Annotated in this window: 14 protein-coding genes; 9 read left to right on the top strand and 5 right to left on the bottom strand. The window is 70.7% G+C overall.

The window, feature by feature from the left end:
- Positions 1–108 precede the first annotated feature (108 nt).
- The 3 genes from AC1DYG_RS12130 to AC1DYG_RS12120 all read left to right on the top strand — a co-directional run bounded on the left by AC1DYG_RS12130 (position 109) and on the right by AC1DYG_RS12120 (position 4,632).
- Positions 109–1,821: a DUF885 domain-containing protein gene (locus AC1DYG_RS12130; RefSeq protein ID WP_477640113.1), complete on the top strand. Its 1,713-nt coding sequence runs from the start codon at positions 109–111 to the stop codon at positions 1,819–1,821.
- A gap of 106 nt (positions 1,822–1,927) precedes the next feature.
- Complete coding sequence (locus AC1DYG_RS12125) at positions 1,928–3,829, top strand: Na+/H+ antiporter (protein WP_477640112.1); 1,902 nt, start codon at positions 1,928–1,930, stop codon at positions 3,827–3,829.
- 140 nt (positions 3,830–3,969) lie between these two features.
- The gene (locus AC1DYG_RS12120) at positions 3,970–4,632 is read left to right on the top strand and encodes a Maf family protein (protein ID WP_477640111.1); all 663 of its coding nucleotides are present in this window, start codon (positions 3,970–3,972) and stop codon (positions 4,630–4,632) included.
- 90 nt (positions 4,633–4,722) lie between these two features.
- On the opposite strand, the gene AC1DYG_RS12115 is transcribed toward AC1DYG_RS12120, so the two are convergent.
- Both AC1DYG_RS12115 and AC1DYG_RS12110 read right to left on the bottom strand, forming a co-directional pair.
- Positions 4,723–6,339, bottom strand: a complete 1,617-nt coding sequence (locus tag AC1DYG_RS12115) for an acyl-CoA carboxylase subunit beta (RefSeq protein WP_477640270.1) — start codon at positions 6,337–6,339, stop codon at positions 4,723–4,725.
- A 74-nt stretch (positions 6,340–6,413) separates the two neighbouring features.
- A complete protein-coding gene (locus AC1DYG_RS12110) occupies positions 6,414–7,595 on the bottom strand; it encodes an acyl-CoA dehydrogenase family protein (RefSeq protein ID WP_477640110.1) in 1,182 nt (393 codons plus the stop codon).
- 123 nt (positions 7,596–7,718) lie between these two features.
- On the opposite strand from AC1DYG_RS12110, the gene AC1DYG_RS12105 reads away from it, so the two are divergent.
- The 3 genes from AC1DYG_RS12105 to AC1DYG_RS12095 all read left to right on the top strand — a co-directional run bounded on the left by AC1DYG_RS12105 (position 7,719) and on the right by AC1DYG_RS12095 (position 10,142).
- Positions 7,719–8,159 (top strand): MerR family transcriptional regulator, encoded by a 441-nt coding sequence (locus AC1DYG_RS12105; RefSeq protein WP_477640109.1) that lies wholly within the window; start codon positions 7,719–7,721, stop codon positions 8,157–8,159.
- Positions 8,160–8,244: 85 nt separating this feature from the next.
- A complete protein-coding gene (locus AC1DYG_RS12100) occupies positions 8,245–9,243 on the top strand; it encodes an SDR family oxidoreductase (protein WP_477640108.1) in 999 nt (332 codons plus the stop codon).
- 194 nt (positions 9,244–9,437) lie between these two features.
- On the top strand, positions 9,438–10,142 hold the full coding sequence (locus tag AC1DYG_RS12095) for a M50 family metallopeptidase (RefSeq protein WP_477640107.1): 705 nt from the start codon (positions 9,438–9,440) through the stop codon (positions 10,140–10,142).
- Positions 10,143–10,247: 105 nt separating this feature from the next.
- Here the strand turns inward: AC1DYG_RS12095 and AC1DYG_RS12090 are convergent, their stop codons facing one another.
- Positions 10,248–11,222 (bottom strand): PfkB family carbohydrate kinase, encoded by a 975-nt coding sequence (locus AC1DYG_RS12090; protein ID WP_477640106.1) that lies wholly within the window; start codon positions 11,220–11,222, stop codon positions 10,248–10,250.
- Positions 11,223–11,310: 88 nt separating this feature from the next.
- On the opposite strand from AC1DYG_RS12090, the gene AC1DYG_RS12085 reads away from it, so the two are divergent.
- Positions 11,311–12,708 (top strand): glucose-6-phosphate dehydrogenase, encoded by a 1,398-nt coding sequence (locus AC1DYG_RS12085; RefSeq protein WP_477640105.1) that lies wholly within the window; start codon positions 11,311–11,313, stop codon positions 12,706–12,708.
- A 44-nt stretch (positions 12,709–12,752) separates the two neighbouring features.
- Here AC1DYG_RS12085 and kynA read toward each other — a convergent pair whose 3' ends face one another.
- Positions 12,753–13,607, bottom strand: coding sequence for a tryptophan 2,3-dioxygenase (kynA, locus tag AC1DYG_RS12080; protein ID WP_477640104.1), 855 nt, complete (start codon positions 13,605–13,607; stop codon positions 12,753–12,755).
- A gap of 258 nt (positions 13,608–13,865) precedes the next feature.
- Between kynA and AC1DYG_RS12075 the strand changes: the two genes are divergently transcribed.
- A complete protein-coding gene (locus tag AC1DYG_RS12075; RefSeq protein ID WP_477640103.1) occupies positions 13,866–15,752 on the top strand; it encodes a PQQ-dependent sugar dehydrogenase in 1,887 nt (628 codons plus the stop codon).
- Positions 15,753–15,938: 186 nt separating this feature from the next.
- Entirely contained in the window at positions 15,939–17,732 is a 1,794-nt protein-coding gene (locus tag AC1DYG_RS12070; RefSeq protein WP_477640102.1) for an acetyl/propionyl/methylcrotonyl-CoA carboxylase subunit alpha, read from the top strand.
- Positions 17,733–17,805: 73 nt separating this feature from the next.
- On the opposite strand, the gene AC1DYG_RS12065 is transcribed toward AC1DYG_RS12070, so the two are convergent.
- Positions 17,806–18,303 (bottom strand): antitoxin, encoded by a 498-nt coding sequence (locus AC1DYG_RS12065; RefSeq protein WP_477640101.1) that lies wholly within the window; start codon positions 18,301–18,303, stop codon positions 17,806–17,808.
- Between the last annotated feature and the right edge of the window lie 176 nt (positions 18,304–18,479).

Raw genomic sequence — 18,479 nt, 5'->3', positions numbered from 1 at the left:
GAGTTGTTGCGGTGGCGTCGAGGTATGCCGTGCCGCCAGCAGGTGAGTGGGCGCCGCCGCCGGGTTATTGCGGTGCCGCCGTCAGGACGCTGGGGTACCTTCGCTCGCGTGAGCACAGAGACGACTCCCGCGGCCCGACCCGCCACCGACATCGACCGCATCGCCGACGACTTCCTGGCGAAGTTCGTGGCCCTCAGCCCGATCACGGCGACCTACCTCGGCATCGCCGGCCACGACGAGGAGCTCGACGACTTCTCCCCCGCCGGTCACGAGGCCCACGCCGCGCTGCGGACCGACACCCTCGCGCAGCTCGACGGAGTGGACCCCGTCGACGAGATCGACCGGGTCACCCTGGCCGCCATGCGCGAGCGCCTCGGCCTCGCGGAGGAGACCCACCGGGCCGGGCTCGACGAGATGTCCCTCAACGTCATCGCCTCCCCTCTGCAGGAGGTCCGCGGCTGCTTCGACCTGATGCCCACGGCCACGGACGAGGACTGGGGAGTCGTCAGCCGCCGCCTGCAGCGCGTGCCCGACGCGCTCGCCGGGTGGCAGGAGAGCCTGCTCGCCGCCTCGGCCAAGGGCAACGTCGCGCCGCGTCGCCAGGTCGAGGCCTGCATCCAGCAGTGCGTCGACCTCGTCGCGGACGACGGCTACTTCGCCAAGCTCGTCGAGGACGCCAAGCTCAGCGGCGACGACGGGGCCGGGGAGCTCGCCGAGTCGACCCGGGACTCGCTCGCGACGGCTGCCGAGCGCGCCTCGGCGGCGTATGCCGAGCTGGGCACCTGGCTCAAGGACCACCTGCTCGACGACGCCCCCAGGGAGGACGCCTGCGGTCAGGAGCGCTACGCGCTGCTCTCCCGCTCGTTCCTCGGCGCCAGGGTCGACCTGGCCGAGACCTACGCCTGGGGTCAGCAGGAGGTCGAGCGGATCACGGCTCAGATGGAGCAGGTCGCCGACCAGATCAAGCCGGGCAGCACGGTCAAGGAGGCCATCGCCGCGCTCGATGCCGACCCGGCATACCAGCTGCACGGCACCGACGAGCTCAAGGCGTGGATGCAGGAGCGGGCCGACGAGGCGATCGCCAACCTTGCCGCCACGCACTTCGACATCCCCGACCCGGTGCGCACCATCGAGTGCCTCATCGCCCCCACCCAGACGGGTGGCATCTACTACACCGGCCCCTCCGAGGACTTCTCCCGTCCGGGACGCATGTGGTGGTCGGTTCCCAAGGGCGTGACCGAGTTCGGCACCTGGAAGGAGCTCACGACCGTCTACCACGAGGGCGTGCCGGGGCATCACCTCCAGGTCGCCCAGACGGTGTTCCGCTCCGAGCTGCTCAACAAGTGGCGGCGGATGTTCGCCTGGACGTCCGGTCACGGCGAGGGCTGGGCCCTGTATGCCGAGCGGCTCATGGACGAGCTCGGCTACATGGACGACCCGGGCACCAAGATGGGGCTCCTCGACAGCCAGTCGCTGCGCGCCGCCCGCGTCGTGATCGACATCGGCGTGCACTGCGGGTTCGAGGCACCGGCCGAGGTCGGCGGCGGCGAGTGGACCTACGACAAGGCCTGGCAGTACCTCACCGACCACGCCAACCAGGGCGAGGCGTGGCTGCGGTTCGAGCTCGACCGCTATCTCGGCTGGCCCGGCCAGGCGCCGTCCTACAAGATCGGCGAGCGGCTGTGGATGCAGCTGCGCGAGCAGGTCGAGGAGCGCGAGGGAGAGTCGTTCTCCCTCAAGGACTTCCACCGCCGTGCCCTCGACATCGGTGGTGTCGGCCTGGACACCCTGCGCGAGGCGGTGCTGGGCGAGCTCGGCTGATCGCACGCCGGGCGAGGGTTTCTGAGCGGCGGCCCACCGCGGGTGGTGGGCCGCCTGCCCACGCCCGCCACCCGGCATACCCGGGGCTGCCTGCGAGGATGTGCCCGTGGAAACTGCCGGCGCGATCGTCGCCATCATCGCCACCGTCATCGTCGTCGCGGGGTTCGCGCAGCGGTGGCGCGTCGCCGCGCCCCTCGCGCTGCTCGTCGTGGGTGTCGCGGTCAGCTACGTCACGTTCATCCCCGAGCCGGAGCTGAGCTCCGAGGTCGTGCTGGTCGGCCTGCTGCCGCCCCTGCTGTATGCCGCGGCGATCCGCACGTCGCTCGTGGACTTCCGCGCCAACTGGCAACCCATCCTGGGCCTGTCCGTCGGGCTCGTCCTGTTCACCGCCGCGGGCGTCGGCCTCGTGACGTGGTGGCTGCTCGGTGTGCCCTTCGCGGTGGCGTTCGCCCTCGGTGCGATCGTGGCGCCGCCGGATGCGGTCGCCGCGACAGCAGTGGCGAGACGGATCGGGCTGCCGAGGCGGATCGTGACCATCCTCGAGGGCGAGTCGCTGGTCAACGACGCGACTGCCCTGGTGTCGCTGCGCACTGCCTTTTCGGCCTTCCCGCTCGCCGCGGGCGTGGTCGCGTCCGGCACGCACGCCGACAAGGTGACGATGGGCTCGGTGGCCTTCGACTTCAGCCGCGCGGTCGTGCTGGGAGTGGGCTTCGGCGTGCTCGTGGCGGTCGTGATCGCCTTCGTCCGGCGCAAGGTCACCGAGTCGGCCATCGACACGTCGATCTCGTTCATCGTCCCCTACCTCGCCTACCTGCCGGCTGAGCACTACCACGGCTCCGGCGTGCTGGCCGTCGTCGTCGCGGGCCTGCTCCTGGGGCACAAGTCGCCAATCGTCCAGAACGCCTCGTCGCGGCTGAGCGAGCGGATCAACTGGACGACGATCCAGTTCATCCTCGAGAACGTCGTGTTCCTCATGCTCGGCATGCAGATGCGTCGGCTGGTCGAGGATGCCGGCCAGACCGGCCCGGGCTGGGGCCGGGTCATCCTGGTCTGCCTGGCCGTCCTCGCCACGGTGGTGATCCTGCGCCCGATCTGGGTCTTCCCGTTCAAGCTGCTGCAGGCCAAGCTCACCAAGGGCGAGGGCAAGTTCCACCCCAAGGCAGCCGCGGTCATCTCGTGGGCCGGGATGCGCGGTGTCGTGACCCTCGCCGCGGCCTTCACCTTGCCGGAGGGCACCCCCGAGCGCTCCACCCTCGTGCTGACCGCTATGACGGTGACCGTGGCAACCCTGCTCCTGCAAGGACTCTCGCTGCCCTGGCTCGCGCGCACTCTCGGTGTGCGCGGCCCCGATCCGCGGGAGGACGCGCTGCAGGAGGCGACCATCCTCCAGTCGTCGGTCGCGGCCGGCCTCAAGGCGCTCGAGGAGCACCACGACGTCGAGGACGACGTCATCGAGACCCTGCGCAGGCGCGCCGAGAACCGCACCAACATCGTCTGGGAACGGCTCGGCCAGGGGCGAGCCGACGCGGTCGAGACGCCGAGCGCGACCTACCGCCGCGTGCGGCTCATCATGCTCGGTGCCGAGCGCGCCGAGCTCCTGCGGATCCGCGACGCGGGCACCGTCGACCAGGAGGTGCTGGCGCACGTCTTCGCCCAGCTCGACATCGAGGAGTCCATGCTCGACCGGATCGAGGAACGCTCCGACGAGCTGCGTGAGGACCCGCTGCTGCCCCCCGAGCGCCCCGAGGACGAGTGCGAGCACCTCGCCGACCACCACGACCGGTTCGTGGCACCGACCAGCCCGCACGGGTGCGAGGAGTGCCTCCGCGACGGCACGACGTGGGTGCACCTGCGGCTGTGCCTGGACTGCGGCCACGTCGGGTGCTGCGACTCCTCGCCCCACAAGCACGCCTCAGCCCACTTCCGCGAGACCGACCACCCCGTGATGCGCAGCTTCGAGCCGGGCGAGTCCTGGCGCTGGTGCTTCGTCGACGACCAGCTCGGCTGACGCGGCGCGCGGGGGCGGCGCTCACTCATGCAAAAGGCGAGTGAGCGCCGGGATAGGGCGGCGCTCACTCGCCTTTTGCATGAGATAGCGCTGGGGTCGGGGTATGCCGCCGGGGCGCCTGGGGTGGGTAGCCTCGCCTCGTGACGTCCCTTGTGCTCGCTTCCGCCTCCCCCGCCCGCCGCCGACTGCTCGCCGCCGCGGGGTTGGAGCCCAGCGTCGTCGTGAGCTCGGTCGACGAGGCAGCAGTGACCGCAGCGGCCCGGGAGACCTATGGCGAGCTCGTCGCCGAGGACGTCGCGCTGGTCCTTGCTCGCGCCAAGGCCGAGGACGTGGCCGACCAGATCGACGCCGCGATCATCATCGGGTGTGACTCGGTCCTCGACCTCGACGGCGCCATCCACGGCAAGCCGGCGTCCGCGGCGGAGGCGACCTCGCGGTGGCGCCAGATGCGCGGACGCTCGGGCATCCTGCACACCGGTCACTGGGTCGTCGACACCCGCGAAGAGGCCGACGGCGGGACCGGCGCCACGCTCGGGGCCACCGCGTCCACCACGGTGCACTTCGCCAAGCTGACCGACGACGAGATCGAGGCCTACGTCGAGACCGGTGAGCCCCTGCGAGTGGCCGGGGCCTTCACCCTCGACGGGCTCGGCGGGCCCTACGTCACCGGCATCGAAGGCGACCCGAGCAACGTCGTCGGCCTCTCGCTGCCACTGCTGCGCGAGCTGCTCATGGAGGTCGGGCTCGCGTGGCACGACCTGCGTTCGTCAGCCCACCGGGGCGCCCAGGGCGAGCGCGGCTGAGCCAGCCGCCGAGATCCCAGCTCTCGGCGTTCGGGAGGGTCCGGAAGCCCGAGAGCTGGGATCTCGGCGGGTCAACTCGTGCCGAGCAGGTCAGACCGGGGGGATGTCGCGCCGCTTGGTGGCGAAGTGCCGCCCGCGAGCCTTGGCGTACCGCAGCCGCAGCAGCAGCTCGGCACGCAGCGCGTCGGCCTCGATGATCTGGTCGAGCACCAGGTCGGCGGCAAGCCGCTCGAGGTCGACGTCCTCTTCGTACTCGCGCCGCATGTCCTGCACGAACTGCTCGCGCTCGGCCGGGTCGTCGATCGCCGCGATCTTGTTCGCGTAGACGGCATTGACGGCCGCTTCCGGGCCCATCACGGCGATCCGTGCGGTCGGCAGCGCGATGGTCGCGTCGGGACCGAAGCCGGGACCGCCCATGGCGTAGAGCCCGGCGCCGTAGGCCTTGCGGACGATCACGCAGAACTGCGGCACGGTGGCCGAGGACACCGCGTGCACCATCTTGGCGCCGTGCCGGATGATGCCCCCGCGCTCGACCTCCGACCCGATCATGAAGCCCGGGACGTCGGCGAGGTAGATCAGCGGGATCGAGTAGGCGTCGCACAGCCAGATGAACCGCGTGGCCTTGTCGGCGCTGTCGGTGAACAGCACCCCGCCCTTGACCATGGAGTTGTTGGCGACGATGCCGACGGTCTCACCCGCCATCCGGCCGAACCCGATGACCAGCTCGGGGGCGAACAGCGGCTTGACCTCGAAGAACGACTCGTCGTCGACCAGGCCGTCGATGACCTCGTGGATGTCGAACGGCTGGCTCTCGCGCTCGGGCACGGTATGCCGCGTGAGCGGCGTCGAGGGCTCCTCCGGCGCGTACGACGGCAGGTCCGAGCGCCAGTTGGCGGGCAGGTAGGAGAAGTACAGCCGCGCCATCTCGATGGCCTCGGTGTCGTCGGCGACGAGTAGGTCACCCACACCGGAGACCGTGCAGTGCATCCGCGCACCACCCATGTCCTCGAGCGAAACCTTCTCTCCCACAACCATTTCCGCCATGCGCGGGCTGCCGAGGTACATCGACGCGTTGCCCTCGACCATGATGATCAGGTCGGTGAAGGACGGGATGTAGGCACCGCCCGCAGCGCTCGGCCCGAACAGGCAGCAGATCTGGGGCACCTTGCCCGACAGCGCGACCTGGTTGTGGAAGATGCGACCGGCGCCGCGGCGTCCGGGGAACATCTCGACCTGGTCGGTGATCCGGGCACCCGCGGAGTCGACGAACCAGAAGACGGGCAGCTCCTCGCGCAGCGCCATCTCGGTGGCCCGCACGATCTTCTCGACCGTCCGCGCCCCCCACGACCCGGCCTTGACCGTCGGGTCGTTGGCGATGACGATCGCGGGTCGCCCGTCGACCGTGCCGCGTCCCGTGACGACGCCATCGGCCGGGAGGCCCTTCGCCGTGGCGTTGGCATACCTCGCGTCCTCGACGAAGCTCCCCTCGTCGAACAGCATCGCGATCCGGTCGCGGACATAGAGCTTGCCCTGCGAGTCCAGCTTGGCCTGCGCCTTCTCCGGCGCGACCGCCGAGGCCAGGTATGCCGCCGCGAGCCGCTCCCGGACGTCGGTCACCTTGGGGTCGGAGCCGCTGTCGCCGCCCACGGCGAACGGGGGCTGCGTGGACGTGGACGGGACGGACGGCGAGGTGGAGGTCACCGGCATACCCTCTCGCAGGTCGGCGCCGAACTCTGCGGCGCTTGGCTCATCAGTGGACAGGCGGTCAGCAGGCATGGGGCTCAGGCGCTCGGCAGGCCGAGGTGGCGGGCGATGACCATGCGCTGCACCTCGGAGGTGCCCTCGCCGATCTCGAGGATCTTGGCGTCGCGGTAGAAGCGGGCCACGGGGTACTCCTCCATGAAGCCGTTGCCGCCGAAGACCTGGGTGGCGATGCGGGTCGCGGTGACGGCAGCCTCGGTGGAGTAGAGCTTGCAGATCGCAGCTGCCTGCTTGACCTCCTTGACCGAGCGGCGGCCGTGCTCGAGCTCGTCCTTGAGCCAGGCGGCCCTGTAGGTCAGCTGGCGCGACGCCTCGACCATGACGGCGAGGTCGGCGATCTGGAAGGACACGCCCTGGTTGACGCCGATCGGCTTGCCGAACGCCTTGCGGGTCTTGGCGTACTCGGTGGTCTCCTCGAGCATCCGCTGGCTCATGCCCACCGCGAGGGCCGAGATGGCGATGCGGCCGTCGTCGAGGGTCTTGAGGAACTGCTTGAACCCCTCGCCCTCGTTGCCGAGGAGGTTCCCGGCCGGGACGCGGCAGTTCTCGAAGGTCAGGCCATGCGTGTCCGAGGCGTGCCAACCGAGCTTGTCGTAGGCCGGTTCGACGGTGAATCCCGGTGTGCCGGAAGGGATCATGATCGCGCTGAGCTGCGCGGAGCCATCGTCGTTCGTGCCGGTGCGGGCGGTGACGGTGACCACGGAGGTGATGTCGGTGCCGGAGTTGGTGATGAACGCCTTGGACCCGTTGACGACCCACTCGTCGCCGTCGCGGACCGCCTTGGTGCGGGTGGCACCGGCGTCGGAGCCGGCGTCGGGCTCGGTGAGGCCGAAGCCGGCGAGGGCGCGACCCGCCACGAGGTCGGGCAGGAAGCGCTCTTTCTGCTCCTGGCTGCCGTAGGTCAGGATCGGGTTGATGCCCAGGCCCACCCCTGCGGAGAGGGTGATGCCGATCGACTGGTCGACCCGGCCGAGCTCCTCGATGGCGACGCAGAGCGAGGTGAAGTCGCCGTCGTCTCCCATTCCGCCGAACTCCTCGGGCACGACGAGGCCGAACAGCCCCAGCTCGCCCATCTTGGGAACGAGGTCGCTCGGGAAGTGGTGGTCCTTGTCCCACTTGGCGATGTGCGGCTCGACCTCTGCCTCGGCGAACTCCCGGACGACCTTGCGGAAGTCCTCGTGCTCCTTGATCAGCTCGAACATCGTTTCTCCTTCGTGGGTGCGCGCCGGGGCGGAGTGGATCACAGACACGCTCCCGGCCACGCGGCATACCGTGGGTGTGGTGTTGCTTGACGTTGACGTAAACGTAAAGCAATACTCACGGGTATGCCAGCCCCCGCCTCCGCCGCCGTCGACGAGCGCGTCCACGAGACCCGGGAGACGAGGGAGACAAGGGAGACCTGGACGATCCGCGAGATCGCGGACGAGTTCGAGGTCACCCACCGGACGGTGCGGCACTACGAGGACCTGGGCCTGATCACCCCCGAGCGACGGGGCACCGTGCGGATCTTCCACCGCCGCGACCGCACCCGGCTCGCGCTGATCCTGCGAGGCAAGCGGCTCGGCTTCCCCCTCGAGGAGATCCGCACGATCATCGACCTCTACGACCGGCCGCGGGGAAAGGCCAGCCAGCTCGAGTACGTCCTGGACCAGATCGACGAGCGGCGCAGCGACCTCGAGCAGCGCCGCCGCGACCTCGAGGACGCCATCACCGAGCTCGGGGAGTTCGAGCGCCGCTGCCGGGCGGACCTCGAGCGCCTGGCCTGACCCGAGCGGCCCCCGGACGCGGGCCGCGATGGGGCGCGGGCGCACCCGGGCGGCGGTCACCCGGCCCTGGTCCTAGGCTCGCGACATGGCCAGTCAGAGCGTCCTGTTCATCGGCGGTACCGGCGTCATCAGCTCGGCCTGCGTCGCCGAAGCCGTCACGCACGGCCACCGTGTCACGATCCTCAACCGCGGCACCAGCACCACCCATCCGCCGCACCCCGACGCCGAGGCCCTGACGGCTGACGTCCGCGACGCTGCAGCCGTCAGCGACGCCGTGGGTGAGCGCGAGTTCGACGTGGTCGTCGACTTCCTGTCGTTCACGCCGGACCAGGTGCAGCAGCAGCTCGACGAGTTCGCCGTCCGGACAGGGCAGTACGTCTTCATCAGCTCGGCGTCGGCCTACCAGACGCCTCCGAGCCGGCTGCCCGTCACCGAGTCCACGCCTCTGCGCAACCCGTTCTGGCAGTACTCGCGCGACAAGATCGCCTGCGAGGACCTGCTCGTGGCGGCCTACCGCGACAGCGACCTGCCGATGACGATCGTGCGACCGTCGCACACCTACGACCACACGCTGCCGCCTTTCGAGGGCCGCTGGACCCTGGTCGAGCGGATGCGTCAGGGCAAGCCGGTCGTCGTGCACGGCGACGGAACCTCGCTGTGGACCATCACTCACCACACCGACTTCGCGCGGGCCTTCGTGGGGCTGCTGGGGCGGCGGGAGGCGATCGGCGAGGCGTTCCACATCACCGGCGACGAGGCGCCGACCTGGAACCGGATCTACGCCGACATCGCCGAGGCGGCCGGGGTGGAAGCACACCTCGTGCACGTGACGTCCGACGCCATTGCCGCCGTGGACGAGGAGTTCGGCGACAGCCTGCTGGGCGACAAGGCGCACTCGATGGTGTTCGACAACAGCAAGATCCGCACGCTAGTGCCCGGCTGGACCGCCCGCGTGCCGTTCCGGCAGGGGGCGCAGGAGATCGTCGACTGGCACGACGCCGATCCCGCCCGCCGCGCCGTCGACCAGCGACTCGACGCCATCTACGACCGCTTGGTCGAGGCGCACCGCCTCCCCGGCCGGTAGCCGGCTGGAGACCGAGAGCCCCTCCAGCCACCCCCTCCCGCCGCCCCCCTTTATCGGGTTTAGGGACTTGGTTGCGCTTCGCTGGAGAACGGTTCTCGGGTGAAGCGCAACCTTCCTGCTAAACCCGATAAAGGGGTGGTAGGTGGTTGGAGGGCCAGGCAGCGCGCACAGCGGCGTCGGCTAGGTTCGCCGCCGTGGACTGGGAACAAGTACGCAGCCGGGTCGAGCCGGCGACGGGCGACGTCGCGATGAACGCTCCCGCGGTGACCGTCGCCCTGGTGGCCGCCCTCCTCGTGGTGGCGGTGCCAGCCGTCTGGCAGGTCCTGCGGCTGGCCGTGACCCTGGTCCACGAGCTCGGTCACGCGATGGTGGGCCTGGCCGTGGGACGTCGCTTCACCGGGTTCGTGCTGCGCGGCGACATGTCCGGGCACGCGGTCACCGTCGGCCCGACGCGTGGCCCGGGCCGCGTCCTGTCGACCTGGGCCGGCTATCCCGCGCCGGCAGTGGTGGGTGCGGCGCTGATCTGGACCGCAGGTCGCGGGTGGGCCGCTCCGGCGCTCACCCTGGTCGCCGTCGTCCTGCTCGTCGCGCTCGTCCGGGTGCGCTCGCTGCTCACGGCGGCGGTGATGCTGGCGGCGCTCGGCGCGACCGGCGCACTGTGGTGGTGGCGCGACGACGCCGTGCAGGCCCAGGTCCTGGTGGGGTCCGGGATCGTGCTGTTGGTGGGGGCCTGGCGGCACCTCGGCGCCGTGCTGCGGACGCGCAACCGCACCAGCGACCCCGCGGTCCTCGCGACCCTCACCCATGTGCCGAGCGTCGTCTGGAACGGCACGTTCATCCTCGTCTGTGCCGGCGCCACGGTGCTGGCAGCGGTGGAGGTCGCCGCCGCCTGGCGCTAGCCAGCGCGCGACGTGTTGCCTCCTGATCGTCACCGGCGCCACTTTTCGGCCCGTCCGTGACTACCGCAGAGCAGGAAGTCGTGGCACACACCCGCCTGGTGCCGCCTACCGATCCTGCTGGGCGAGGCCCTGCCTGTCGAGAAACGTGTCGATCTCGGCGGCGGTCGGCGCGGTCGCCGGACCCCGGCGGGTCACCTTGATCGCCCCGGCTGCGTTGGCCCGCCTCGCCGCCGTCTCCCAGTCGGCACCCGCCGCGCGGCACGCGACGAGCACTCCGGTGTGGGTGTCCCCGGCGCCGTTGGTGTCGACCGCCTCCTGGGGATATCCCGGCAGGTATGCCGTGCGGCCACCTTCGCGCAGGTGGCAGCCCTTGGGCCCGTCGCGCACGATCGCGACGGCACGCGCAGGCAGGCGCCCCGTCAGCGCCTGCACCGAGGCCCCCGGGTCGGCGTGCCCGGTGAGCTGTTCGGCCTCCTGCGCGTTGCTCGTCCAGACACTCGTGCGGGCGAGCACGCGCTGCTGCAGGTCGCCGGGCAGGTCCGCGAAGGCCGCGCCCGGGTCGAGGACGACGACGACACCGGCCACCAGGCCGTCCAACCACTCCACCAACGGGTCCCGCGTGCGGCCCACGAGCGAGAAGCCGCTCAGGCAGACCAGGTCACCGGCCAAGGGTGCCGAGGTCTGGAGGGACTCGACGCTGATCCGTCGCTCGGCGCCCTGGGTCGTCACGAAGGTGCGTTCCGCGCTCGGCTCGACCATCACGAAACAGATCCCGGTGTCCAGATCCGGGACAGGTGGGCTGCTCACGGTGACTCCCTCGGCCGCGAGTGCCGATCGCACGAGGTCGCCGTTGGCGCCCGTCCCCACCGCTCCTGCCAGCACCGCCTGAGCCCCGGAACGCGCGGCGGCCACGAGGATGTTGGCCGCTCCCCCGGCATAGCGTGCGTAGGACTGCGCCACCGCGTTGCCTCCACGCACCGGCAGTGACTCGACCACGACCACCTCGTCGACCAGCGCCTGCGCGGTGTGGATGACCCGAGGAGCCGGCGCGCGATCCGGGGTGCCTTCGTGGCTGGTCATGCTGAGGGAGTATGCCGCGTGCGTGGGCACGGTGCTCCCCGTGCGACTCGCAGCTGTCTGACCCCACCGCCGTGTAATGCTGCACGACATGGCGACTGCACCGGAGACGACCCTGCTCATCCTCGGCGCCGGGGGTGACCTGACCAGGCGGCTGCTCCTGCCCGGGCTGGCCAGCCTGCTCGCGGTCGAGCCGGAGCGCCGCGTCCGCGTCATCGGCGCCGACCGCGTCGACTTCACCGCCGCGCAGTGGAAGGCCCGCGTGAAGGACTCCTTCTCCGAGGTCAAGCCACCGGCGCCACGCCCATCGAAAACCGAGCTGACCGGCGCGGTCACGAAGCACACGGCATACGTCAAGACCGACGTGCTCGACGAGGCGGCGCTGCGCGAGCTGGTGGACGGCTGTGGTGCCGGCCCGCTGGTCATCTTCTTCGCGCTGCCCCCGCAGGTCACGATGAAGGTCTGCGAGCTGCTGCGGCACGTCGACCTGCCCGAGGTGACCCGGCTCGCCCTGGAGAAGCCGTTCGGCACCGACCACGCGTCGGCGGTGCACTTCAACGCCCTGCTGCACAAGGTGGTGCCGGAGGAGGACATCTTCCGCATCGACCACTTCCTAGGTGTCGCAACGGTTTTCAACCTCGTGGGTCTTCGCTTCGCCAACCGCGTGCTCGCCCCGATCTGGAGCGCCGAGCACATAGAGCGGGTCGAGATCGTCTACGACGAGGACCTCGCGCTCGAGGGGCGGGCGGGCTACTACGACGGTGCGGGGGCGCTGAAGGACATGCTGCAGAGCCATCTGCTCCAGGTGCTCGCGCTCTTCGCGATGGAGTCGATCGCCGCCCTCGACGCCCGGGAGCTGCAGGACCAGAAGGCCCAGGTGCTGCGCGCCACGAAGGTCTGGGGCGGTTCACCCAAGCGGTCCTCCCGCCGGGCCCGCTACACCGAGGGGACGCTCGGTCGCCGAACGGTGCCGGACTACACCAAGGAGGAGGGGGTCGACCCGAAGAGGTCAACCGAGACACTCGCCCAGGTCACCCTCGAGGTGGCCAACCAGCGGTGGGCCGGTGTGCCGTTCGTGCTGCGCAGCGGCAAGGCCATGGGCGTGCCGCGCAAGCGGATCGTCGCCCACTTCCGCGACGTCCCGCACCTGCCCACCGGCTTCGGCGGCGGCTCGGAAGGCGACCTGCTGACCATCGACCTCAAGCCCGGGGCCGTCTCGCTGACGTTGACGATGAACGCCGAGGGCGACCCGGTCGACCTCGAGCAGAAGACCCTGACCGCCAGTCTCGCCGCACCGCGCATGCAGCCCTATGGCGAGGTGCTCGCGCAGATCTTCGACGGGAGCCAGCTGCTGACGGTCCGCGGCGATGCCGCGGAGGAGTGCTGGCGCGTGATGGCACCGGTCATCAAGGCGTGGGCGGACGACAAGGTGCCGTTGGAGACGTATGCCGCGGGGTCTACCGGCCCCGAAGGCTGGCTCACGCCCTAGCCGGGTACCTCGAAGACCGGATGGCTCCAGGGCGTCCCACGCGCTCAGACGCGGGTGCGCACCGAGTAGAGCTCGGGGAAGAAGGTGAGGTCGAGGGCACGCCGCAGGAAGTCCACACCGGACGAGCCGCCCGTCCCCTTCTTGTGGCCGATCGTGCGGGTGACGACCTGCAGGTGCCGGAACCGCCACTGCTGGAAGTTGTCCTCGAGGTCCACGAGCTCCTCGCAGGTCTCGTAGACGCCCCAGTGCTCGCTCGGCGCTGCGTAGACCGACGCGAACGTGTCGACGAGCTCGTCGTTCTCCCGGTAGGGCTGGGTGAAGTCGCGCTCGAGCAGCTCGGCGGGCACGGCATACCCGCGGCGAGCGAGGTAGCGCAGGAACTCGTCGTAGAGGCTCGGCTCGACCAGCAGCTCGGCGAGCAGGTCGCGCGCAGTCGGGTCGTGCTCGAACACCGTGACCATGTCGGCGTTCTTGTTGCCGAGCAGGAACTCGACGGCGCGGTACTGCCAGGACTGGAAGCCCGAGCTGGTCGCCAGGAAGGGCCTGATCTCGGCGTACTCGCTTGGCGTCAGCGTGGCCAGCACGGACCACTGGTCCGTGAGGACCTCCTGGATGCGCTTGACCCTCGCCAGCCGCTTGAGCGCAGGCGCGAGCTCGTCGGTGGTCAGGAGTGAACGCGCCGACCGCAGCTCGTGCAGCATCAGCTTGAGCCACAGCTCGGAGGTCTGGTGCTGGATGATGAACAGCAGCTCGTCGTGCTGCGCGGGCTGGCTGCGGGGGTGCTGCGCTGCGAGGAGCTGGTCCAGCCCCAGGTAGTCGCCGTAGGACATCGCCCCCGAGAAGTCCCGCTGCACGCCCTCTTCGATCTCCCGCACCGACCGCGCGTCGTCACCGCTCATGGCGCCACCCTATGGCGCCAGGAAGTGCCTCCTCACAACAGGCATCGGTCGCGGGGCGGGGGTACCGTCCCAAGCATGGACTCTGTTCGTTCGGTTGCGGTTCGTTCGCCTGCGGTTCGTGCGCCTGCGGTTCGTGCGCCTGCGGGGCGGAAGGTCGCGATGCGGCTGTGTGCAGGGCTCGCTGCGACGGCCTGCCTGATCACGCCCGCCGTGACACCGCAGGTCGCCGCGGCGGCAGAACCCGCCCCAGGCGTCCAGGTGACCACCCTGACCACCGGCTTGACCATCCCCTGGGACCTGGCCGTGCTCCCCGACGGGTCCGTGCTGTTCACCTCGCGCAGCGGCGCCACCAGGCTGCGCCGCACCAACGGCTCGGTGCAGACCGTGGCGGCCAACCAGTCGGACCTGTTCGTCGGATCGGAGTCGGGCCTCATGGGGCTCACCCTGGATCCCTCGTTCGCAACCAACCGCACCTACTACACCTGTCAGGCCTACAAGGGCGCCGGCACGTCACCGGTCGACATCCGCGTGCTGCGCTGGGTCCTCGCGGCCAACGGCGCCTCGGCGTCCCGCAGCGGCTCCCCCGTGCTGACCGGCATACCCATCACGACGGGGCAGCACGGTGGGTGCCGGCTGCGCAACGCGCCGGACGGCACGCTCCGCATCGGGACCGGTGACGCGATCACCGGTCCGGCACCCCAGAGCCTGAGCTCCCTGGGTGGCAAGACGTTGCGGGTCAACCGGAACGGCACGGCACCCACCAACAACCCCTTCTACAGCAGGGGCGGGCGGGCCCGGTTCATCTACACGTACGGGCACCGCAACGTGCAGGGACTAGCCTTGCGCCCGGGCACCTCCCAGATGTGGAGCGCCGAGCACGGGCCGGACGTCGACGACGAGGTCAACCTCCTGCGCAGCGGTGGCAACTACGGCTGGGACCCGGACGGCGCCACGCACAACTACGACCAGTCGGCCCCGATGACCGACACCGTCACGTACCCCTCCGCCATTCGCGCGAAGTGGCGGTCCGGCAGGCCGACGGTCGCGACGAGCGGAGCCACGTTCCTCACCGGGGCGGCCTGGGGTCGGTGGGAAGGCGCTCTGGCCGTCGCCGAGCTGAAGAACGAGGGCGTCCGGGTGCTCTCGATGACGCCCGACGGGCGCGTGATCGGCAACGAGCAGATGAGCCAGCTCGATGACACGATCGGCCGGATCCGCACCGTCCAGAGTGCCGCCGGCGGATCGGTGTACGTCAGCACCAGCAACGGCGGCGGGAACGACCGCATCTCACGGGTCGACCCGGTCGCGCCCGCGTTGCCGACGTGGTCCCCCGGCCTCGACGTCTCGCCGAGCGGGGTCGCCACCGTGCTTCGCGGGTCAGCGGTGACCGCCTTCGTGCGTGGCACCGACGACCGCGTCTGGTACACCAACCAGTCCGACGCCGGTCGCGCCTTCGGTGTCTTCCGGTCCATTCCCGGCACGATCGCGTCCGCCCCGACCGCGGTGACCTGGGGCGGGTCACGGGTCGACCTCTTCGCCAAGGGCAGCAACGGGCACCTCCTGCACACGTACTCCACGGGCGGCGCCTACCACGCATGGGAGGACGTCGGCGGTGAGCTGACCAGCGCTCCTTCCGCCGCCTCCCTGAGCGCCGGCACGATCGACATCGTCGCCCGCACGACCGGAGATGTCCTGTCCCGGATCCGGTGGGACGGCGCTCGCTGGACCCCGTGGACCCAGGTCGGCGGCGTGTTGTCCGGAGCGCCGGCTGCGAGCGCGGACCGGGCCGCCGGGACCGTCGCGGTGGTCGTGCGGGGCACCAACGGCCAGCTCTTCCGCGTCGTGCTCTCCGCGACAGGTGTCGCGCGCGGGTTCACCAACCTCGGACGGCTGACGTGGTCCGGGCCTGCGCTCGCGCAGGGTCCCGCGCCCGCCATGGTCAGCCGGAACGGCCAGACACCGGTGATCATCCAGGGCAGCTTCGCCACCGCCATCGGTGGCCTGCTGACCGGTGCGCCGGCCGTCACCAGCCGCTCCTCCACGAGCTACGTCGTATTCGGGCGCGGGACCGACAATGCCCTGTACGCCTATGACGGTCGCGGCGGTCACTACACCTGGTCGAAGGTGGGTGGCGTCCTCAGCTGAGCCAGCGGAGCCGTGGCGAGGTCACCCGGTGAGTCGGCGAGACGACACCCGGCGGGTGGGCGAGAAGACGCCCTGCGCGTGGGCCAAAAGACGCCCGGCGCGGGGGCGAGAAGACGCCCTGCGCGTGGGCGAAGCCACACCCGCTGAGTGGCAGTACCGTCGGGGAAACGGGCTAGGCTCCCGCGCATGGCGCCCATTTCCGAGTCGACGACGAAGCCGATCTCCAAGGTCCTCATTGCCAACCGTGGCGAGATCGCCGTGCGCATCGCCCGCGCGTGCGCGGACAGCGGCATCGGTTCCGTTGCCGTGTATGCCGATCCGGACCGGGACGCCCTGCACGTCAAGGTCGCCGACGAGGCCTATGCCCTCGGGGGCACGACTCCCGGCGACTCCTACCTCGTGCAGGAGAAGCTGCTCGCGGTGGCGCGCAAGGCCGGCGCTGATGCCGTCCACCCCGGCTACGGCTTCCTCGCCGAGAACGCCTCCTTCGCCCAGGCCGTCATGGACGCCGGGCTGCGCTGGATCGGCCCCTCTCCCGCCGCGATCGACTCCCTCGGCGACAAGGTCAAGGCTCGCCACATCGCCGCCCGCGCCAACGCCCCGCTCGTGCCCGGCACCGCCGACCCGGTGGACAGCGCGGACGAGATCGTCGCCTTCGCGAAGGAACACGGTCTGCCGGTGGCCATCAAGGCGGCCTTCGGCGGTGGCGGTCGCGGCCTCAAGGTCGCGCGCACCATCGAGGAGATCCCCGAGCTGTTCGACTCGGCCACCCGTGAGGCTGTCGCGGCGTTCGGTCGCGGCGAGTGCTTCGTGGAGCGCTACCTCGACAAGCCGCGTCACGTCGAGACCCAGTGCCTGGCCGACACCCACGGCAACGTCGTCGTCGTCTCGACCCGCGACTGCTCGCTGCAGCGCCGCCACCAGAAGCTCGTCGAGGAGGCCCCCGCGCCGTTCCTGTCCGACGAGCAGAACGCCGAGCTGGTCCGGGCCTCCAAGGCGATCCTGACCGAGGCCGGCTACACCGGCGCCGGGACGTGTGAGTTCCTCGTCGGCCAGGACGGCACCATCTCCTTCCTCGAGGTCAACACCCGCCTGCAGGTCGAGCACCCGGTGACCGAGGAGGTCACCGGGATCGACCTGGTGCGTGAGCAGTTCCGTATCGCCAACGGCGAGGCGCTGGGCTACTCCGACCCCGCACCGACGGGGCACTCGTTCGAGTTCCGGATCAACGGCGAGGACGCCGGTCGCGGGTTCCTGCCCGCCCCCGGCGTCGTGGCGGTCTTCGAACCGCCGTCCGGCCCCGGCGTGCGCCTCGACTCCGGCGTGGTCGCCGGTGACGTCATCGGCGGGGCGTTCGACTCGATGCTGGCCAAGCTCATCGTGACCGGGCACGACCGGCAGCAGGCGCTCGAGCGGTCCCGTCGCGCGCTGGCCGAGTTCACCGTCGACGGCATGCCGACCGTCCTGCCGTTCCACCGCGTGATCGTGTCCGACCCCGCCTTCGCACCCGAGGGCGACAAGCCGTTCACGGTGCACACCCGCTGGATCGAGACCGAGTTCGACAACCAGATCGAGGCCTACTCCGGCGTCGTCGCGCAGGCTCCCGAGGAGACCGGCGAACGCCAGAGCGTCGTCGTCGAGGTCGGCGGCAAGCGGCTCGAGGTCGTGCTGCCGGGCGGGCTCTCACTCGGCGGCGGCGCCAGTGCTGCGAAGAAGAAGGCCCCGCGCCGCTCCGGTGGTTCCAAGACCGGCGCCGCCGCGTCGGGCGACTCCCTCACCGCGCCCATGCAGGGCACCATCGTCAAGATCGCCGTCGAGGAGGGCCAGCAGGTCGCCGCAGGCGAGCTGGTCGTCGTCCTCGAGGCGATGAAGATGGAGCAGCCGATCAACGCCCACAAGGCCGGCACCATCACCGGCCTCGTCGCCGAGGTCGGCCAGACGGTGACCAACGGCGCCGTCATCGCCGAGATCAAGGACTGACCACCCGGCATACGCACGCGAGCGGCGCCGCCTCCCAGCCGGGAGACGGCGCCGCTGTCGTATGCCGGCTCGCTCAGCTCCGCCCGAAGGGCGGGAGCTCCTTGGTGCCACCGTCGCCCGCGTCGGTCTCGACGTCGGGGCCGGGTTCGGGGATGTTGCCGGTGCCGGGTTCGTCGCTGGGGACCTGCACGGGACCACTGTCGGGCACGGAGGCCGGCTCGGGTGCAGGGGCCGGCTCCGGGGCAGGTGCGGGGGCGGGCTCCGGGGCAGGTGCGGGTGCGGGCTCCGGTGCCGGCTCGGGTGCGGGCTCCGGTGCCGGCTCGGGGGCGGGCTCCGGTGCCGGCTCGGGCGCGGGCTCCGGTGCCGGCTCGGGCACAGGTGCGGGCTCCGGTGTCTCCTCGGGCAGGCCCAGCTGGTCACGCAGCGCTTCCCCACCCTTGTCGACCTGGTCGGCGTACTTGCCACCGGTCTGCTTGTCGATGAGGTCTTCGACCTTGTCGATGGCAGAGTCCGCCTGCTGCGGATTGCCCTTGGCGAGGTCCTTGATCTTGTCCAGCCAACCGCCTGCCATGCTCCACGCCCCTCTCTTGGGAACTTCAGTGTCGTCACGCCGGAGTCGGCGCATCGCAGCACCCTCACCCCGGACATTACCCACGAAGGTGTGGGAGTTGCCCTCCGACACCAGACTTCCCGCCCTCGCCCCAAAGTCTGCTAGCAGAACTTCGCTCGCTCAGCGCAGCGTGCAAC

This window comes from Pedococcus sp. P1_H8 (genome assembly GCF_056405175.1).
The sequence above is the reverse complement of the archived record's forward strand: the minus strand, read 5'-3'. Positions and strand labels throughout refer to the sequence as shown.